The sequence below is a fragment of the Streptomyces sp. NPDC048415 genome (genome assembly GCF_040651675.1).
Lineage (GTDB): Bacteria > Actinomycetota > Actinomycetes > Streptomycetales > Streptomycetaceae > Streptomyces.
The window spans coordinates 1-18,728 of the sequence record NZ_JBEZKJ010000075.1; the positions used below are offsets into that span (position 1 = coordinate 1).

At 70.7% G+C, this 18,728-nt stretch carries 17 protein-coding genes; 15 read left to right on the plus strand and 2 right to left on the minus strand.

What is annotated here, in order from left to right; genetic code table 11:
• Positions 1-92 precede the first annotated feature (92 nt).
• Positions 93-593, minus strand: a complete 501-nt coding sequence (gene bldD / locus AB0D27_RS34055) for a transcriptional regulator BldD (RefSeq protein ID WP_067366005.1) — start codon at positions 591-593, stop codon at positions 93-95.
• 253 nt (positions 594-846) lie between these two features.
• Between bldD and pyrR the strand changes: the two genes are divergently transcribed.
• The 15 genes from pyrR (at position 847) to AB0D27_RS34130 (ending at position 17,865) form a co-directional block, all read left to right on the plus strand.
• Positions 847-1,437 carry a bifunctional pyr operon transcriptional regulator/uracil phosphoribosyltransferase PyrR gene (gene pyrR / locus AB0D27_RS34060; RefSeq protein ID WP_362516356.1) on the plus strand — a complete coding sequence of 197 codons (591 nt, stop codon included), beginning with the start codon at positions 847-849 and terminating at the stop codon, positions 1,435-1,437.
• 85 nt (positions 1,438-1,522) lie between these two features.
• Positions 1,523-2,500, plus strand: coding sequence for an aspartate carbamoyltransferase catalytic subunit (locus AB0D27_RS34065; RefSeq protein WP_326788930.1), 978 nt, complete (start codon positions 1,523-1,525; stop codon positions 2,498-2,500).
• 4 nt (positions 2,501-2,504) lie between these two features.
• A complete protein-coding gene (locus AB0D27_RS34070; RefSeq protein ID WP_362516357.1) occupies positions 2,505-3,791 on the plus strand; it encodes a dihydroorotase in 1,287 nt (428 codons plus the stop codon).
• 14 nt (positions 3,792-3,805) lie between these two features.
• A complete protein-coding gene (locus tag AB0D27_RS34075) occupies positions 3,806-4,363 on the plus strand; it encodes a hypothetical protein (RefSeq protein WP_362516410.1) in 558 nt (185 codons plus the stop codon).
• The gene (gene carA, locus AB0D27_RS34080; RefSeq protein WP_362516359.1) at positions 4,360-5,517 is read left to right on the plus strand and encodes a glutamine-hydrolyzing carbamoyl-phosphate synthase small subunit; all 1,158 of its coding nucleotides are present in this window, start codon (positions 4,360-4,362) and stop codon (positions 5,515-5,517) included. The genes AB0D27_RS34075 and carA overlap by 4 nt, the downstream gene beginning before the upstream one ends.
• On the plus strand, positions 5,510-8,818 hold the full coding sequence (carB, locus tag AB0D27_RS34085; protein WP_362516361.1) for a carbamoyl-phosphate synthase large subunit: 3,309 nt from the start codon (positions 5,510-5,512) through the stop codon (positions 8,816-8,818). The genes carA and carB overlap by 8 nt, the downstream gene beginning before the upstream one ends.
• Positions 8,819-8,872: 54 nt before the next feature.
• Positions 8,873-9,979, plus strand: a complete 1,107-nt coding sequence (locus tag AB0D27_RS34090) for a quinone-dependent dihydroorotate dehydrogenase (RefSeq protein ID WP_362516363.1) — start codon at positions 8,873-8,875, stop codon at positions 9,977-9,979.
• Entirely contained in the window at positions 9,976-10,818 is an 843-nt protein-coding gene (gene pyrF / locus AB0D27_RS34095) for an orotidine-5'-phosphate decarboxylase (protein WP_362516364.1), read from the plus strand. The genes AB0D27_RS34090 and pyrF overlap by 4 nt, the downstream gene beginning before the upstream one ends.
• Before the next feature lie 310 nt (positions 10,819-11,128).
• A complete protein-coding gene (locus AB0D27_RS34100) occupies positions 11,129-11,452 on the plus strand; it encodes an integration host factor (protein ID WP_016638838.1) in 324 nt (107 codons plus the stop codon).
• A gap of 37 nt (positions 11,453-11,489) precedes the next feature.
• Positions 11,490-12,083 (plus strand): guanylate kinase, encoded by a 594-nt coding sequence (gene gmk / locus AB0D27_RS34105; protein ID WP_362516366.1) that lies wholly within the window; start codon positions 11,490-11,492, stop codon positions 12,081-12,083.
• A gap of 37 nt (positions 12,084-12,120) precedes the next feature.
• A complete protein-coding gene (gene rpoZ / locus AB0D27_RS34110; protein WP_003982715.1) occupies positions 12,121-12,393 on the plus strand; it encodes a DNA-directed RNA polymerase subunit omega in 273 nt (90 codons plus the stop codon).
• Between the two features lie 91 nt (positions 12,394-12,484).
• A complete protein-coding gene (gene coaBC, locus AB0D27_RS34115; protein WP_362516368.1) occupies positions 12,485-13,687 on the plus strand; it encodes a bifunctional phosphopantothenoylcysteine decarboxylase/phosphopantothenate--cysteine ligase CoaBC in 1,203 nt (400 codons plus the stop codon).
• 262 nt (positions 13,688-13,949) lie between these two features.
• The gene (metK, locus tag AB0D27_RS34120; protein ID WP_362516369.1) at positions 13,950-15,158 is read left to right on the plus strand and encodes a methionine adenosyltransferase; all 1,209 of its coding nucleotides are present in this window, start codon (positions 13,950-13,952) and stop codon (positions 15,156-15,158) included.
• A gap of 116 nt (positions 15,159-15,274) precedes the next feature.
• The gene (locus AB0D27_RS34125) at positions 15,275-15,508 is read left to right on the plus strand and encodes a hypothetical protein (RefSeq protein ID WP_362516371.1); all 234 of its coding nucleotides are present in this window, start codon (positions 15,275-15,277) and stop codon (positions 15,506-15,508) included.
• A 209-nt stretch (positions 15,509-15,717) separates the two neighbouring features.
• Positions 15,718-17,865: a primosomal protein N' gene (locus AB0D27_RS34130; RefSeq protein WP_362516372.1), complete on the plus strand. Its 2,148-nt coding sequence runs from the start codon at positions 15,718-15,720 to the stop codon at positions 17,863-17,865.
• A 249-nt stretch (positions 17,866-18,114) separates the two neighbouring features.
• Here the strand turns inward: AB0D27_RS34130 and AB0D27_RS34135 are convergent, their stop codons facing one another.
• Positions 18,115-18,657 (minus strand): hypothetical protein, encoded by a 543-nt coding sequence (locus AB0D27_RS34135; protein WP_362516374.1) that lies wholly within the window; start codon positions 18,655-18,657, stop codon positions 18,115-18,117.
• Positions 18,658-18,728 lie beyond the last annotated feature (71 nt).

The following is an 18,728-nucleotide window of genomic DNA, read 5'->3' on the forward strand; positions in this document are numbered from 1 at the left end:
GTCGAGCCCCGTCACCGAGGGGGTCGAGCCATGGGGCGCGGCCGGGCCAAGGCCACCCCGGCGGCACGTTTCTGCTCAGCTGTCCGAAGGGATCAGCCCTCGTCGTGGGAGACGGCGCGGCGCGCGTCCGCGTCCAGGACACCCCAGCTGATCAGCTGCTCGGTGAGGACCGAGGGCGACTGGTCGTAGATGACGGCGAGGGTGCGCAGGTCGTCCTGGCGGATCGACAGCACCTTGCCGTTGTAGTCGCCGCGCTGGGACTGGATCGTCGCCGCGTAACGCTGCAGGGGGCCCGCCTTCTCGGCCGGCACGTGGGCCAGCCGCTCCAGGTCGAGGACGAGCTTCGGCGGCGGCTCGGCGGCCCCGCCCGGCGTGGTGCCCGGCAGCAGCTCCTGCACCGGCACCCCGTAGAAGTCCGCCAGCTCCGCGAGGCGCTGCACGGTGACGGCGCGGTCGCCGCGCTCGTACGAACCGACCACGACCGCCTTCCAGCGTCCCTGGGACTTCTCCTCGACGCCGTGGAGGGAAAGGCCCTGCTGGGTGCGGATGGCCCGGAGCTTGGCCCCGAGCTGTTTGGCGTATTCGCTGGACATATAGCTCCCCGGACGCTGTATCAACGTGCGGCTCCGCCGCGCGGCTGGTGACTCTGGTGACTCACTGTGAGGTTACGCAGCGTTACTCTTCCCCGTCAAGCCGAATGGTCCGGACCGACCCACCCGTGGGAGTCACCGGCGGTGGCTCAAAGGGATGTGATCAGGCGCGTTGCCGGGCTGGTACCGTGGGTGGCGCAATTCCGACGTCCTTTAATGATCCGTCCCGTGAGGCGGAGAAGGAGGTCCGTTTCGTATGGACACAGAGCAGGACAAGCAGCAGTACGCAGCCGATGCGCGGCCCGTTCTCGAGGCCCCCGACATCGCGCGGGTACTGACCCGTATCGCCCACGAGATCGTCGAGCGCGCCAAGGGCGCCGACGACGTGGTGCTTCTCGGCATTCCGACCCGAGGCGTCTTCCTGGCCCGCAGGCTGGCCGACAAGCTCGAAGAGATCACCGACCGCAAGATCCCGGTCGGCTCCCTCGACATCACCATGTACCGCGACGACCTGCGCATGCACCCGCCGCGGGCGCTGGCCCGCACCGAGATTCCCGGTGACGGCATCGACGGCCGCCTGGTCGTCCTCGTCGACGACGTGCTCTTCTCCGGCCGCACCATCCGCGCGGCGCTCGACGCGCTGAACGACATCGGCCGCCCGCGCGCCGTGCAGCTCGCGGTCCTCGTCGACCGCGGCCACCGCGAACTGCCCATCCGCGCCGACTACGTCGGCAAGAACCTCCCCACGTCGTTGCGGGAGACGGTCAAGGTCCAGCTCGCCGAGGAGGACGGTCGAGACACCGTGCTGCTCGGTGCGAAGCGGACCTCCCCGGGCGAGCAGCGGTAGCACTCAGCCGTACGCCCCTGAGTGCGCTCGTGCGCGCACGCATGCCCGAATCCTCCCGAATGAACTGCCTTACGGAGCCTGACAGATGCAGCGTCATCTCATCTCGGCCGCCGACCTCACCCGTGACGACGCCGTCCTGATCCTCGACACCGCCGAGGAGATGGCCCGGGTCGCCGACCGGCCGATCAAGAAACTGCCAACCCTGCGCGGCCGTACCGTCGTCAACCTCTTCTTCGAGGACTCGACCCGCACCCGGATCTCCTTCGAGGCCGCCGAGAAGCGCCTCTCCGCGGACGTCATCAACTTCACCGCCAAGGGATCGAGCGTGTCCAAGGGCGAGTCCCTGAAGGACACCGCCCAGACGCTCGAAGCCATGGGTGTCGACGCCGTCGTCATCCGCCACGGCGCCTCCGGAGCCCCGTACCGGCTCGCCACCTCGGGCTGGATCGACGCCGCCGTCATCAACGCCGGTGACGGCACCCATCAGCACCCCACACAGGCCCTGCTGGACGCCTTCACCATGCGCCGCCGCCTGGTCGGGCGGGACGCCGGGATCGGTCAGGACCTGTCCGGCAAGCGCATCACGATCGTCGGCGACGTCCTGCACAGCCGGGTCGCCCGCTCCAACGTCGACCTGCTGCACACTCTCGGCGCCGAGGTCACCCTCGTCGCCCCGCCGACCCTGGTGCCGGTCGGTGTCGAGTCCTGGCCCTGCGAGATCTCCTACGACCTCGACAGCACCCTGTCCAAGTCCGACGCGGTGATGATGCTGCGCGTGCAGCGCGAGCGGATGAACGCGGCGTTCTTCCCGACCGAGCGCGAGTACTCGCGGCGCTACGGACTCGACGGCGACCGCATGGCGAAGATGCCCGAGCACGCCATCGTGATGCACCCCGGCCCGATGGTCCGCGGCATGGAGATCACCGCCGAGGTCGCCGACTCCGAACGCTGCACCGTCGTCGAGCAGGTCGCCAACGGGGTCTCGATCCGGATGGCCGTGCTCTATCTGCTCCTGGGCGGCAACGAGCCCGCCGTCACCCACACCCGTACCGAGGAGAAGTAAGACCATGAGCAAGATCCTTATCCGTGGTGCGAAGGTGCTCGGGGGCGAGCCGCAGGACGTTCTGATCGACGGCGCTGTCATCGAGGCCGTCGGTAGCGGCCTCTCGGACGAAGGCGCCGAGGTCGTCGAGGCCGACGGCAAGGTGCTCCTTCCGGGGCTCGTCGACCTGCACACCCACCTCCGCGAGCCCGGTCGCGAGGACTCCGAGACCGTGCTGACCGGTACGCGGGCAGCCGCCTCCGGGGGCTACACCGCCGTGTTCGCCATGGCCAACACCTTCCCGGTCGCCGACACCGCCGGCGTGGTCGAGCAGGTGTACCGGCTCGGCCAGGAGCACGGCTACTGCGATGTGCAGCCCATCGGCGCGGTCACCGTCGGCCTTGAGGGCAAGAAGCTCGCCGAGCTGGGCGCGATGCACGAGTCCGCGGCCGGGGTCACGGTCTTCTCGGACGACGGCAAGTGCGTGGACGACGCGGTGATCATGCGCCGAGCCCTGGAGTACGTGAAGGCGTTCGGCGGTGTCGTCGCGCAGCACGCGCAGGAACCCCGCCTCACCGAGGGCGCCCAGATGAACGAGGGTGTCGTCTCCGCCGAGCTGGGGCTCGGGGGCTGGCCGGCGGTGGCCGAGGAGTCGATCATCGCCCGGGATGTGCTGCTCGCCGAGCACGTCGGTTCCCGCGTGCACATCTGCCACCTGTCGACGGCCGGAAGCGTGGAGATCGTGCGCTGGGCGAAGTCCCGCGGTATCGACGTCACCGCGGAGGTCACCCCGCACCACCTGCTCCTCACCGACGAGCTGGTGCGCACGTACAACCCGGTCTACAAGGTCAACCCGCCGCTGCGCACCGAGCGTGATGTCCTGGCCCTGCGCGAGGCGCTCGCCGACGGCACCATCGACATCGTCGCCACCGACCACGCGCCGCACCCGCACGAGGACAAGGACTGCGAGTGGGCCGCCGCCGCCATGGGCATGGTGGGCCTGGAGACCGCGCTGTCCGTCGTCCAGCAGACGATGGTCGAGACCGGGCTGCTCGACTGGGCCGGTGTCGCCGACCGCATGTCCGTCAAGCCCGCGCGGATCGGTCGGGCCCAGGGCCACGGCCGCCCCGTCTCGGCAGGTGAGCCCGCCAACCTCACGCTCGTCGACACCGCATACCGTGGGGCCGTGGACCCCGCGGGCTTCGCCTCGCGCAGCCGCAACACCCCCTACGAGGGCCGTGAGCTGCCGGGCCGGGTCACCCACACCTGGCTGCGGGGCAAGGCCACCCTCGTCGACGGGAAGCTCGCGTGACACCTCTCATCTCGATGGCCGCCGAATCCTTGGCAGCCGAACAGAAGTCGGCGGAAGTGACCGACTGGGCCGCCCGGGTCGGCTGGCTCGTCGGCCTCGCCCTCTTCGTCGCGCTCGTCTACTGGCTGATGCGCGAGGGCTGGAAGTGGCGCGGCACGCTCCAGGGTGACCTGCCGGAGCTGCCTGCCGCGCCGGAAGACCTGGGCCCGGTGAAACTGAGCATGAGCGGCCGCTATCACGGCTCCACCACCGCCGGGCAGTGGCTCGACCGCATCGTGGCGCACGGCCTCGGCACCCGCAGCCGGGTCGAGCTGACCTTGACGGAGGCGGGTCTTGATGTCGTACGACCGGGAGCGGCCGACTTCTTTGTCCCTCTGCGGGCCTTGCGCGAGGCCCGGCTCGACAAGGGCATCGCGGGCAAGGTCCTCAGCGAGGGCGGACTGCTCGTCGTCACCTGGGCGCACGGCGACAAGCTGATCGACTCCGGCTTCCGCTCGGACCGCGCGGCCGAGCACATCGAGTGGGTCGACACCCTGAACAACATGATCAACAAGACGGAAGGCGCACGATGACGACCTCCATCCAGGGAGCCGCCTCGCAGAGGCACAAGGCAGCTCCCGCCGTACTCGTCCTGGAGGACGGCCGGATCTTCCGCGGCCGTGCCTACGGGGCCGTGGGGGAGACCTTCGGCGAAGCGGTGTTCTCCACCGGCATGACCGGCTACCAGGAGACCCTCACCGACCCGTCCTACCACCGCCAGGTCGTCGTGATGACCGCCCCGCACATCGGCAACACCGGCGTCAACGACGAAGACCCCGAGTCGAAGCGGATCTGGGTCGCCGGATACGTCGTCCGCGACCCCGCGCGCGTGCCGTCCAACTGGCGCTCCCGCCGCTCGCTGGACGAGGAGCTGCGGGAACAGGGCGTCGTCGGCATCAGCGGCATCGACACCCGTGCCCTCACCCGGCATCTGCGCGAGCGCGGCGCCATGCGCGTCGGCATCTTCTCCGGCAACGCCCTGCCCGATGACGGCACCATGCTCGCCGAGGTCCGCCAGGCCCCCGAGATGGAGGGCGCGAACCTGGCCGCCGAGGTCGCCACCAAGGAGACGTACGTCGTCCCCGCGATCGGCGCGAAGCGCTTCACCGTCGCCGCCGTCGACCTGGGCATCAAGGGCATGACCCCGCACCGCATGGCCGAGCGCGGCATCGAGGTGCACGTGCTGCCCGCGACCGCCACGGCCAAGGACGTCTACGCCGTGAACCCTGACGGGGTCTTCTTCTCCAACGGCCCCGGTGACCCGGCGACCGCCGACGGCCCGGTGGCCGTCATGCAGGAAGTGCTGGCCCGCAGGACGCCGCTCTTCGGCATCTGCTTCGGCAACCAGATCCTGGGCCGCGCGCTCGGCTTCGGCACCTACAAGCTGAAGTACGGCCACCGCGGCATCAACCAGCCGGTGCAGGACCGTACGACCGGCAAGGTCGAGGTCACCGCGCACAACCACGGCTTCGCCGTCGACGCCCCGCTCGACAAGGTCTCCGACACCCCCTACGGCCGCGCCGAGGTCTCCCACGTCTGCCTGAACGACCAGGTCGTCGAGGGACTTCAGCTCCTCGACCAGCCGGCCTTCAGCGTCCAGTACCACCCCGAAGCGGCAGCGGGCCCGCACGACGCCGCCTACCTGTTCGACCGCTTCGTATCCCTGATGGAGGGCCAGCGTGCCTAAGCGCACCGATATCCAGTCCGTCCTGGTCATCGGCTCCGGCCCGATCGTCATCGGCCAGGCCGCCGAGTTCGACTACTCCGGCACCCAGGCGTGCCGCATCCTGCGCGCCGAGGGCCTCAGGGTGATCCTGGTCAACTCCAACCCGGCGACGATCATGACCGACCCGGAGATCGCCGACGCCACGTACGTCGAGCCGATCACCCCGGAGTTCGTCGAGAAGATCATCGCCAAGGAGCGTCCGGACGCCCTGCTGCCCACCCTGGGCGGCCAGACGGCGCTGAACACCGCCATCTCGCTGCACGAGGCGGGGACCCTCGAGAAGTACGGCGTCGAGCTCATCGGCGCCAACGTCGAGGCGATCAACAAGGGCGAGGACCGAGAGCTCTTCAAGGGCGTCGTGGAGGCGGTGAACGCGAAGATCGGGCACGGCGAGTCCGCCCGGTCCGTCATCTGCCACTCGATGGACGACGTGCTGGGGGGCGTCGAGACGCTCGGCGGCTACCCCGTCGTCGTCCGGCCCTCCTTCACCATGGGCGGTGCCGGCTCCGGCTTCGCGCACAACGAGGAGGAGCTGCGCCGCATCGCCGGTCAGGGCCTGACCCTGTCTCCCACCACCGAGGTGCTCCTTGAGGAGTCCATCCTCGGCTGGAAGGAGTACGAGCTGGAGCTGATGCGCGACAAGCACGACAACGTCGTGGTCGTCTGCTCCATCGAGAACTTCGACCCCATGGGCGTGCACACCGGTGACTCGATCACCGTCGCCCCCGCGATGACGCTCACCGACCGCGAGTACCAGGTGCTGCGCGACATCGGCATCGCCGTGATCCGCGAGGTCGGCGTCGACACCGGTGGCTGCAACATCCAGTTCGCGGTGAACCCCGAGGACGGCCGCGTGATCGTCATCGAGATGAACCCGCGTGTGTCGCGCTCCTCGGCGCTGGCCTCCAAGGCGACCGGCTTCCCGATCGCCAAGATCGCCGCGAAGCTCGCCGTCGGCTACACGCTCGACGAGATCCCGAACGACATCACCGAGAAGACGCCGGCGTCCTTCGAGCCGACGCTCGACTACGTGGTCGTGAAGGCGCCGCGTTTCGCCTTCGAGAAGTTCCCGAGCGCTGACTCGACGCTGACGACCACCATGAAGTCGGTCGGCGAGGCCATGGCGATCGGCCGCAACTTCACCGAGGCGCTGCAGAAGGCGCTGCGGTCGCTGGAGAAGAAGGGCAGCCAGTTCACCTTCGTCGGGGAGCCCGGCGACAAGAAGCTTCTTCTCGAAGAGGCCGTGCGCCCGACCGACGGCCGGATCAACACCGTCATGCAGGCCATCCGCGCGGGCGCCACGCCCGAGGAGGTCTTCGAGTCGACGAAGATCGACCCGTGGTTCGTGGACCAGCTTTTCCTGATCAAGGAGATCGCGGACGAGCTGGCCGCCGCCGAGCGGCTGGACGTCGACCTGCTGGCCGAGGCCAAGCGGCACGGCTTCTCCGACGCGCAGATCGCCGAGGTCCGCGGGCTGCGCGAGGACGTCGTGCGCGAGGTGCGGCATGCGCTGGGCGTGCGCCCGGTGTACAAGACGGTCGACACCTGCGCCGCCGAGTTCGCGGCGAAGACGCCGTACTTCTACTCCTCGTACGACGAGGAGAGCGAAGTCGCCCCGCGCGAGAAGCCCGCCGTGATCATCCTCGGCTCGGGCCCGAACCGCATCGGCCAGGGCATCGAGTTCGACTACTCCTGCGTCCACGCCTCCTTCGCGCTGAGCGACGCGGGCTACGAGACCGTGATGGTCAACTGCAACCCCGAGACGGTGTCGACCGACTACGACACCTCCGACCGCCTGTACTTCGAGCCGCTGACCCTCGAAGACGTGCTGGAGATCGTCCACGCGGAGTCGCTGGCCGGTCCGGTCGCGGGTGTGATCGTGCAGCTCGGCGGCCAGACCCCGCTGGGCCTGTCGCAGGCGCTCAAGGACAACGGCGTGCCGGTCGTGGGCACGTCGCCCGAGGCCATCCACGCCGCCGAGGACCGCGGCGCCTTCGGGCGAGTGCTGGCTCAGGCCGGTCTCCCGGCCCCCAAGCACGGCACCGCCACCACCTTCGCCGAGGCCAAGGCCATCGCCGACGAGATCGGCTACCCCGTCCTCGTACGGCCGTCGTACGTGCTCGGCGGGCGCGGCATGGAGATCGTGTACGACGAGACGCGGCTGTCCTCGTACATCGCCGAGTCCACCGAGATCAGCCCCTCCCGGCCGGTCCTGGTCGACCGGTTCCTCGACGACGCGATCGAGATCGACGTCGACGCCCTGTACGACGGCGAGGAGCTCTACCTCGGCGGCGTCATGGAGCACATCGAGGAGGCCGGTATCCACTCCGGCGACTCGGCGTGCGCGCTGCCGCCGATCACGCTCGGCGGGTTCGACATCAAGCGGCTGCGGGCGTCCACGGAGGCCATCGCCCGCGGCGTCGGCGTGCGCGGACTGATCAACATCCAGTTCGCGATGGCCGGGGACATTCTGTACGTCCTCGAAGCCAACCCGCGTGCCTCCCGCACCGTGCCCTTCACCTCGAAGGCGACCGCGGTTCCGCTGGCCAAGGCCGCCGCGCGCATCTCGCTGGGCGCGACCATCGCCGAACTGCGGGCCGAGGGAATCCTCCCGGCCAATGGCGACGGCGGGGAACTGCCGCTCGACGCGCCGATCTCCGTCAAGGAGGCCGTCATGCCGTGGTCGCGGTTCCGCGACATCCACGGGCGCGGCGTCGACACGGTGCTCGGCCCGGAGATGCGCTCCACCGGTGAAGTCATGGGCATCGACTCGGTGTTCGGCACGGCGTACGCCAAGTCGCAGGCCGGCGCGTACGGTCCGCTGCCGACCAAGGGCCGGGCCTTCATCTCGGTCGCCAACCGCGACAAGCGCTCGATGATCTTCCCGGCGCGTGAACTCGTCGCCCACGGCTTCGAGTTGCTGGCCACCTCCGGCACGGCCGAGGTGCTCAAGCGCAACGGCATCAACGCCACGATCGTGCGCAAGCAGAGCGAGGGCGAGGGCCCGAACGGCGAGAGGACCATCGTCCAGCTCATCCACGACGGTCAGGTCGACCTCATCGTCAACACGCCGTACGGCACCGGTGGCCGCCTCGACGGCTATGAGATCCGTACGGCCGCCGTTGCCCGGTCGGTGCCGTGCCTGACGACGGTCCAGGCGCTCGCCGCCGCCGTCCAGGGCATCGACGCGCTCAACCACGGTGACGTGGGCGTGCGTTCGCTCCAGGAACACGCCGAGCATCTGACCGCGGCCCGCGACTAGCAGCCCTGAGGGGGACATCGGAAACGGTGTCCCCCTCTTCGTGAGGACACTGAGATGTACAAACTCTTCTTCAACCTGGTCTTCAAGCGCATGGACCCGGAGAACGCGCACTACCTCGCCTTCCGCTGGATCCGGCTCGCCGCCCGCGTCCCCGTCCTGCGCACCTTCGTCGCCGCCGCGCTCGCGCCCCGCTACGAGGAACTGCGGACCGAGGCGTTCGGGCTGCGGATGCACGGCCCGTTCGGACTCGCGGCGGGCTTCGACAAGAACGCCGTCGCCATCGACGGGATGTCCATGCTCGGCTTCGACCACATCGAGATCGGCACGGTCACGGGCGAGCCGCAGCCCGGCAACCCCAAGAAACGGCTGTTCCGCCTCGTGCCGGACCGGGCGCTGATCAACCGTATGGGGTTCAACAACGAGGGCTCCGAGGCCGTCAGCGAGCGTCTGGCGGCTCGTACGCCCGTCTTCGGGACCGTCGTCGGCGTCAACATCGGCAAGACCAAGGTCGTCCCCGAGGAGGAGGCCGTCGGCGACTACGTGAAGTCGACCGAGCGGCTCGCCCGGCACGCGGACTATCTCGTGGTGAACGTGAGCTCGCCGAACACCCCCGGCCTGCGCAACCTGCAGGCCACGGAGGCGCTGCGCCCACTGCTGACCGCCGTCCGCGAGGCCGCCGACCGCGCCGTCACCGACCGGCGCGTGCCGCTCCTCGTCAAGATCGCCCCGGATCTCGCCGACGAGGACGTCGACGCGGTCGCCGACCTGGCCGTCGAACTCGGCCTGGACGGGATCATCGCCACCAACACCACCATCGCGCGCGAGGGCCTCGGTTTGAAGTCCGAACCCTCTCTGGTCAAGGAGACCGGCGGGCTCTCGGGCGCGCCGCTGAAAGCCCGCTCCCTGGAGGTGCTGCGCCGCCTCTACGCGCGCGTGGGCGACCGGATCACCCTGGTGGGCGTCGGCGGCATCGAGAACGCCGAGGACGCCTGGCAGCGCATCCTGGCCGGCGCCACGCTGATCCAGGGCTACAGCGCGTTCATCTACGAGGGCCCGTTCTGGAGCCGCGCCCTCCACAAGGGGCTCGCCGCGCGCCTGCGCATGAGCCCGTACGCCACCCTCGCCGACGCGGTCGGCGCCGACGTGAGGAAGTCCGCATGAGCCTGGAACCCTTCGGCGCGCGGCTGCGCCGCGCCATGGACGAGCGCGGGCCGCTCTGCGTCGGCATCGACCCGCACGCCTCCCTGCTCGCCGACTGGGGTCTCAACGACGACATCGCGGGCCTGGAGCGCTTCAGCCGCACCGTCGTCGAGGCGCTGGCCGACCGGGTAGCGGTCCTCAAGCCGCAGAGCGCCTTCTTCGAGCGCTTCGGGTCGCGCGGCATCGCCGTCCTGGAGAAGTCCGTCGAACAGGCGCGCGCGGCCGGGGCGCTGGTCGTCATGGACGCCAAGCGCGGCGACATCGGCTCGACCATGGCCGCGTACGCCGAGACCTTCCTCCACAAGGGCGCGCCGCTCTTCTCGGACGCCCTGACCGTGTCGCCGTATCTGGGCTACGGCTCGCTCGAGCCCGCGGTGGAGCTGGCGCGGGAGAGCGGGACGGGGCTCTTCGTCCTCGCGCTCACCTCCAACCCGGAGGGCGGCGAGGTGCAGCACGCCGTCCGGGCGGACGGACGGAACGTCGGAGCGACGATGCTCGGGCACCTGGCCGCCGAGAACGCGGGGCAGACGCCCCTCGGCTCCTTCGGCGCCGTCGTCGGGGCCACGCTGGGCGATCTCTCCTCCTACGACCTGGACATCAATGGGCCGCTCCTGGCGCCCGGGATCGGCGCCCAGGGGGCCACGGCGGCCGACCTGGCGGGCGTCTTCGGGGCGGCGGTGCGCAATGTCGTACCGAACGTGAGCCGGGGTGTTCTTCGTCACGGTCCCGATGTCGTCGCGCTGCGGGAGTCCGCGGAGCGCTTCGCGGAGGAGATCAGGGCCGCCGTGACGGCTGCCTGAGTCCTCCGGCGGCAGCTCGGGAGACCCCCGATCAGTGTCTTCGGAGCGCCTTGAGTCTGAATACATTCTCAAATCCGGGGCAGTATGTCGGAAATGTCCGGCTCCAGGGAGGCTGACCAGGACTTTTCCGCTGTTCTCGCTGACTCTGGCGCACTTGCCCGCTAGTCTCCGTCGAGTGGGGCCACCTCCCACGCTTTTAAGGCAGTGGGGGAGAACGGGCAAGCGTGTTGCTCGTAGCTCCCCAGGTGTGGGGCGACTAGGTTCCTCACCGGTCCGTATCCGACAGTTCGACATCCGAGGTGACGTAGGCGTGGCTCTTCCGCCCCTTACCCCTGAACAGCGCGCAGCCGCGCTCGAAAAGGCCGCCGCGGCTCGCCGGGAGCGGGCCGAGGTCAAGAATCGACTCAAGCACTCCGGCGCCTCCCTTCACGAGGTCATCAAGCAGGGCCAGGAGAATGACGTCATCGGTAAGATGAAGGTCTCCGCTCTCCTCGAGTCCCTGCCGGGCGTGGGCAAGGTCCGCGCCAAGCAGATCATGGAGCGACTTGGCATCTCCGAGAGCCGCCGCGTGCGCGGCCTCGGTTCCAACCAGATCGCCTCCTTGGAGCGCGAATTCGGGGGCTCTGGCGCCTGAGTCCTGGGCACACCGGGATTACTGGAATAATCGCCGCATGGCTGCAACACCCCGGGGGACGACCCCCGTACCCCCGGACGCACGTCCGCGGCTGACCGTGCTCTCCGGCCCCTCAGGGGTCGGCAAGAGCACGGTCGTCGCCCATATGCGCAAGGAACACCCCGAGGTCTGGCTCTCGGTGTCGGCGACGACCCGTAAGCCGCGCCCCGGTGAGAAGCACGGAGTCCACTACTTCTTCGTCTCCGACGAGGAGATGGACAAGCTGATCGCCAACGGCGAGCTTCTCGAGTGGGCCGAATTCGCCGGCAACCGCTACGGGACGCCCCGCAAGGCCGTCCTCGAGCACCTGGAGGCGGGTGTGCCGGTCCTCCTGGAAATCGATCTCCAGGGCGCCCGGCAGGTCCGCGAGTCCATGCCGGACGCACTGCTCGTGTTCCTGGCTCCTCCCTCCTGGGAGGAGCTGGTGCGCAGGCTCACCGGTCGTGGCACCGAACCGCCCGAGGTGATCGAGCGCCGCCTGGAGGCGGCCAAGATCGAACTCGCGGCCGAGCCGGAGTTCGATGTCACCCTGGTCAACACCTCCGTCGAGGACGTGGCGCGTGAGCTGCTAGCCTTGATGGAAGTTGTTTGATCTTTCAGGTCATTTTCCACCTTTCGGAAGGCAGAGCGTGTCCTCTTCCATCACCGCTCCCGAGGGCATCATCAACCCTCCGATCGACGAGCTCCTCGAGGCCACCGACTCGAAGTACAGCCTCGTGATCTACGCGGCCAAGCGCGCCCGTCAGATCAACGCGTACTACTCGCAGCTCGGCGAGGGCCTCCTCGAGTACGTCGGTCCGCTCGTCGACACCCACGTCCACGAGAAGCCGCTCTCTATCGCCCTGCGCGAGATCAACGCGGGTCTGCTGACGTCCGAGGCCGTCGAGGGCCCCGCGCAGTAGTCATTCGTTTGCTCATCCCAGGCCCGGCAGCGCGACTGTCGGGCCTGTGGTGTGTCATGGAGTCGTACGTTTCCGAGCTCGGGGAGAGACGGTGGACAAGCCGAAGGTCGTGCTGGGGGTCAGCGGTGGCATCGCCGCGTACAAGGCCTGTGAGCTGCTGCGGAGGCTGACGGAGTCGGGCCACGACGTACGCGTCGTGCCGACCGCGTCCGCGCTGCACTTCGTCGGTGCCGCCACCTGGTCCGCACTCTCCGGCCACCCGGTGGCCACGGAGGTCTGGTCGGACGTCCACGAGGTCCCGCACGTCCGCATCGGGCAGCACGCCGACCTGGTGGTGGTGGCCCCCGCGACGGCCGACATGCTGGCCAAGGCGGCCCACGGCCTGGCCGACGACCTCCTCACCAACACCCTGCTCACCGCCCGCTGCCCGGTCGTCTTCGCGCCCGCCATGCACACCGAGATGTGGGAGCACCCGGCCACCCAGGAGAACGTGGCGACGCTGCGCCGCCGCGGCGCCGTCGTCATCGAGCCCGCTGTGGGGCGCCTGACCGGCGTCGACACCGGCAAGGGGCGGCTGCCCGACCCGGGGGAGATATTCGAGATCTGTCGCCGCGTCCTCGCCCGCGGGGTGACCGAGCCGGACCTCGCCGGCCGGCACGTCGTCGTCAGCGCGGGCGGCACACGCGAGCCCCTCGACCCGGTCCGCTTCCTCGGCAACCGCTCCTCCGGCAAGCAGGGCTACGCCCTCGCCCGCACGGCGGCCGCAAGGGGCGCCCGGGTCACCCTGATCGCGGCGAACACCGGGCTGCCCGATCCGGCGGGCGTGGACGTCGTGCAGGTGGGAACGGCCGTGCAGCTGCGCGAGGCGGTGCTGAAGGCGGCCTCGGACGCCGACGCCGTGGTGATGGCGGCGGCGGTGGCGGACTTCCGCCCGGCCACGTACGCGGCCGGGAAGATCAAGAAGAGGGACGGCCGTGAACCCGAACCGATCGTCCTGATCCGCAATCCGGACATCCTCGCGGAGATCTCCACCGACCGCCCGCGCCCCGGCCAGGTGGTGGTCGGTTTCGCCGCCGAGACGGACGACGTGCTCGCCAACGGCCGTACGAAACTGGAGCGCAAGGGCTGCGATCTCCTTGTGGTGAACGAGGTGGGGGAGCGCAAGACCTTCGGCTCCGAGGAGAACGAGGCCGTGGTGCTCGGCGCCGACGGCAGTGAGACACCGGTGCCGTACGGGCCGAAGGAAGCCCTGGCCGAAACGGTGTGGGACCTGGTGACCCGCCGACTGGAGTAACCGTCGCGCTCGACGGAGGCGCATGTCTCAGCCGGCTCAGCAGGCACCCGAAAGCCCGTGAAAACGGGCGTGGCGGCCCTGGCGGAGACCGAGCGCCATGGCGCAGAATGCCCGTGCCGCAGGTCACAGCGCTTCCGAGAAGCGAGACAGGGGGGCCCGCGGGCGAGCGCGACCGATAAACTGTCGTCGGACGACGCCGGGCGCAGCTCCCGTCCCGTCCGCCAATGATCAGCCAGCAGCCGCTGCAACCACAGGGAGCGTTGTGTCCCGTCGCCTGTTCACCTCGGAGTCCGTGACCGAGGGTCACCCCGACAAGATCGCTGACCAGATCAGCGACACCATTCTCGACGCGCTTCTGCGGGAGGACCCGACGTCCCGGGTCGCCGTGGAGACGCTCATCACGACCGGCCTGGTGCACGTGGCCGGCGAGGTCACGACCAAGGCGTACGCGCCGATCGCCCAGCTGGTCCGCGACAAGATCCTGGAGATCGGTTACGACTCGTCGAAGAAGGGCTTCGACGGAGCCTCCTGTGGTGTGTCGGTGTCGATCGGCTCGCAGTCGCCGGACATCGCGCAGGGCGTCGACACGGCGTACGAGCAGCGGGTCGAAGGCGATGAGGACGAGCTCGACAAGCAGGGCGCGGGCGACCAGGGCCTGATGTTCGGGTACGCGACGGACGAGACGCCGAACCTGATGCCGCTCCCGATCCACCTCGCGCACCGCCTCTCGCGCCGCCTGTCCGAGGTCCGCAAGAACGGGACGATCCCCTACCTGCGTCCGGACGGAAAGACCCAGGTCACCATCGAGTACGACGGTGACAAGGCGGTCCGCCTGGACACGGTCGTCGTCTCCTCGCAGCACGCCTCGGACATCGACCTGGACTCGCTCCTCGCTCCCGACATCCGCGAGTTCGTGGTCGAGCCCGAGCTCAAGGCGCTCCTCGAGGACGGCATCAAGCTGGAGACCGAGGGCTACCGCCTGCTGGTCAACCCGACCGGCCGCTTCGAGATCGGCGGCCCGATGGGCGACGCCGGCCTGACCGGCCGCAAGATCATCATCGACACGTACGGCGGCATGGCCCGCCACGGTGGCGGCGCCTTCTCGGGCAAGGACCCCTCCAAGGTCGACCGCTCCGCCGCGTACGCCATGCGCTGGGTCGCCAAGAACGTCGTCGCCGCGGGCCTCGCCGCGCGCTGCGAGGTCCAGGTCGCCTACGCCATCGGCAAGGCCGAGCCCGTCGGTCTCTTCGTCGAGACCTTCGGCACCGCCAAGGTCGACGCGGAGAAGATCGAGTCCGCCATCGCCGAGGTCTTCGACCTCCGCCCGGCGGCCATCATCCGCGACCTCGACCTGCTGCGCCCGATCTACTCCCAGACCGCGGCGTACGGCCACTTCGGCCGCGAGCTGCCCGACTTCACGTGGGAGCGGACGGATCGGGTGGAGGCGCTGCGGAAGGCCGTAGGTCTGTAGTTCCGGTTCACCTGGCGAGGCCCGGCATCCGTCAAGGGTGCCGGGCCTCGGTCGTACGGGGCCGGCGGCGTTCGGGGGACGGGGTACCGCAGCGGCTCGCGGATAGCCTGCGCCCGATGCCGAGCAGCGCGCCCGCCGCGGCGAGTACCGCGAGCACGGCCGCAGCCACCCGGCCCGACGCCGGGGGAGCGCCCGTGCCCGGGATGTGCGCGACGCCCTCGCCGACGCGTCGGCGCGGGTTGCGGTGTGTCGGCGACGAGAAGGGGCTGCCCGACGGCCTCGTCGAGCGACTCCTGCCGGAGATCGAGACGCCCGGCCCGGGACGGGACGGGCGGCAACAGGCCGCATGAGCAGGCGCGGAGCATGCGGGCGGTGGCCCGACGTCACCCCGATCTGTCCGTGCTGCTCTTCCAACGCCCCGGCGTCACTCTGGAGGGCTTCGGGCCGTGCCACGCCGTCCATGCCGCGCCATGTGCCGGGGCCGGTCGGGGCCTGATGAACCGGTGTCACGTTCCCGGAGCCGGGAGCTGTGTCAGTGGCGTTTGGTAGAAATGCAGGCGTGAGCAGCGAGGACAGGCAGGGGGGTGGCGGTGCGGAGGGCGCGCCGCCGGAGCAGCTCGCGTTGATTCGGGAGGCTGTGCGGAAAGCCAAGGTGCCCAAGGCGAAGCCGCGGACGTGGCGGGGGGCCGCGGTCGCGAAGGAGCTGCCTGTCGCGCGGGTTCTCGTCGACAAGGGAGTGCTGCATCTCGACCGGTACTTCGACTACGCCGTGCCCGAGGAGCTGGACGAGGCCGCCCAGCCGGGGGTGCGGGTCCGGGTGCGGTTCGGGGCCGGGGGGCGCAATGTCCGGGAGGGGCGGCGTGAGGGCGGCGGGCTGATCGACGGGTTCCTCGTCGAGAGGGTCGCCGAGTCCGACTATGCCGGACCGCTGGCCGCGCTCGCCCAGGTCGTGTCGCCCGAGCCGGTGCTCGGGCCCGAGCTGCTGGGTCTCGCCCGGGCTGTCGCCGACCGGTACGCGGGATCTCTCGCGGATGTGCTGCAGCTGGCCGTTCCGCCCCGGCATGCCCGGGCCGAGGCACGGGAGTCGCCCGACGCTCCGCCGCCGCCTCCCGCGCCCGATCCGGGCACCTGGCAGCGGTACGGGCGCGGGGCTGAGTTCCTCGCCTCGCTCGCTTCCGGCGGGGCGCCGCGTGCCGTGTGGACCGCGTTGCCCGGCCCCCAGTGGGCGGAGGAGATCGCCCGGGCCGTGCAGGCGACGCTCGCCTCCGGGCGCGGGGCACTGGTCGTCGTACCGGCCGGGCGGCCCGCCGCACGCGTGGACGCCGCGCTCAGAGCCCTGCTCGGGGAGGGGCAGCACGCGGTGCTGACCGCCGACGCCGGGCAGGAGCGGCGGTATCGGGAGTGGCTCGCCGTACGGCGGGGGGCGGTACGGGCTGTGGTCGGTACGCGGGCCGCCATGTTCGCGCCCGTACGGAATCTCGGGCTCGTGGCCGTCTGGGACGACGGAGACGCCAGTCACAGTGACGACAACGCTCCCTTCCCGCATGTGCGGGAGGTGCTGGAGCTGCGCGCCTCCCGCGACAAGTGCGGGTTCCTGCTGGGGAGCTGGAGCTGCACGGTGGAGGCCGCACAACTCGTCGAGAGCGGGTGGGCACTGCCCCTGGCCGCGGACCGGGAGCAGGTGCGCGGGGCCGCGCCGCTGGTTCGGACCGTCGGCGACGGGGATCTGGCCCGGGACGAGGCCGCCCGCGCCGCGCGGCTGCCCACCCTCGCCTGGCAGGTCATCAGGGAGGGGCTGCGGCAGGGTCCCGTGCTCGTGCAAGTACCCCGGCGGGGGTACGTTCCCCGGATGGCCTGTGCGCAGTGCCGGGCGCCCGCGCGGTGCCGGCATTGCGCCGGGCCGCTCGAGGCGCGGGACGCGGACGCCCTGCGGTGCGCGTGGTGCGGGCGGGACGAGGCGGCCTGGCACTGCCCCGAGTGCGGCGGGTTCCGGCTGCGGGCGCAGGTCGTGGGCGCGCGGCGGACCGCCGAGGAGCTGGGGCGGGCGTTTCCTGCCGTGCCGGTGCGGACGTCCGGGCGGGAGCAGGTGCTCGACACCGTCTCGGAGGCGCCCGCGCTTGTCGTGAGCACCCCGGGCGCCGAGCCGGTCGCCGAGGGCGGATACGCGGCCGCGTTGCTGCTCGATGGCTGGGCGATGCTCGGACGCCCCGATCTGCGGGCCGGTGAAGACGCCTTGCGGCGGTGGACAGGGGCGGCGGCGCTCGTGCGTCCGCAGAGCGCCGGCGGCACCGTGGTGGTCGTCGCCGAGCCGACCCTGCGGCCCGTTCAGGCGCTCGTACGGTGGGATCCCGTCGGACACGCGGTGCGGGAACTCGCCGAGCGGGCCGAGCTGGGCTTTCCGCCGGTCTCCCGGATGGCGGCCGTGTCCGGTACACCGGAGGCACTCGCCGGGTTTCTCACCGCGGCCGAACTGCCCCATGACGCCGAGGTATTGGGGCCCGTGCCGGTACTCGACACCGAGGCGGGGCGGCCTCGGCGGGTCGGTGGGCCGCCGCCCGGCGAGCACTGGGAGAGGGCGCTCATCCGCGTGCCCCCGGGGAGCGGTGCCGCGCTGGCGGCCGCGCTGAAGGCCGCGCAGGCGGCGCGGATGGCGCGTGGGGGGAGCGAGCCCGTACGGATTCGGATCGATCCGCTCGACATCGGGTGAGGGCGTACGGGGGTCGGGGGCCGTCGGTGAGGGGATGCAAGACCGCGGGCCGTCGGTAAGGGCGTACGAAGTCGCGGGCCGTCGGTAGAGGCGTGCGGGTGGCGGGCCGTCGGTAGAGGCGTGCGGGTGGCGTGCTGTCGGTAGAGGTGCACCGGTGGGAGGCCGTAGGCAAAGGGGTGCCGGCGCCGGCGGGAGCTCAGGGCTGCCTCCCGGGCCTTGCGGCTCCGGGAGGCACGCAAGCGCAGCGGGTCAGCCGTTGCGCGGGCCCGGGAACGCGGTGGGCCTGACCTCGTCGCGGAGCGTGGGGCTGCCCGCTGTCGGCTGGGTCGGCATGGAGCGAGCGGCGGGGACGGTCGGCACCGTGGGGATACCGGTGTTGACGGCCACCGTGCGGGTGCCCGACGTCTCCGTGGCGCGCTCCGCCTCCGCCGCGGCCTGGGCGGCGGCGCGGCGTGCGCCGTAACGGCGGTGCACCGCCTGCTTGGTGACCCCGAGCGCCGAGCCCACCGCGTCCCACGAGAAACCGAGTGAGCGGTCGAAGTCCACGGCGGCCGTGACAAGGGTCTCGACGCTGTCCCGCAGCTCCTGGGCGAGGCGGACGGTCGGGGCGGGGGCGCGTCCGTAGACGACGAAGCCCGTGGAGGGGCCGGAGCGGCGCGGGCGGTAGACGTTGCCCAGTTGGGCGGTGAGCGTGCGCAGTGCGTCCACCTGCCGGCGGACCCGCTCGATGTCCCGCACCAGCAAGTGCAGGCTGGCCCGAGCCTGGGCGTCGTGGGTTGCGTGGTCGGCCATGAACAAGCCTCTCGAACCGGCGTTGAAAAGGATCGGGCCGCGACTGCGGCCCGTTGTGGTCAACTCTTTCT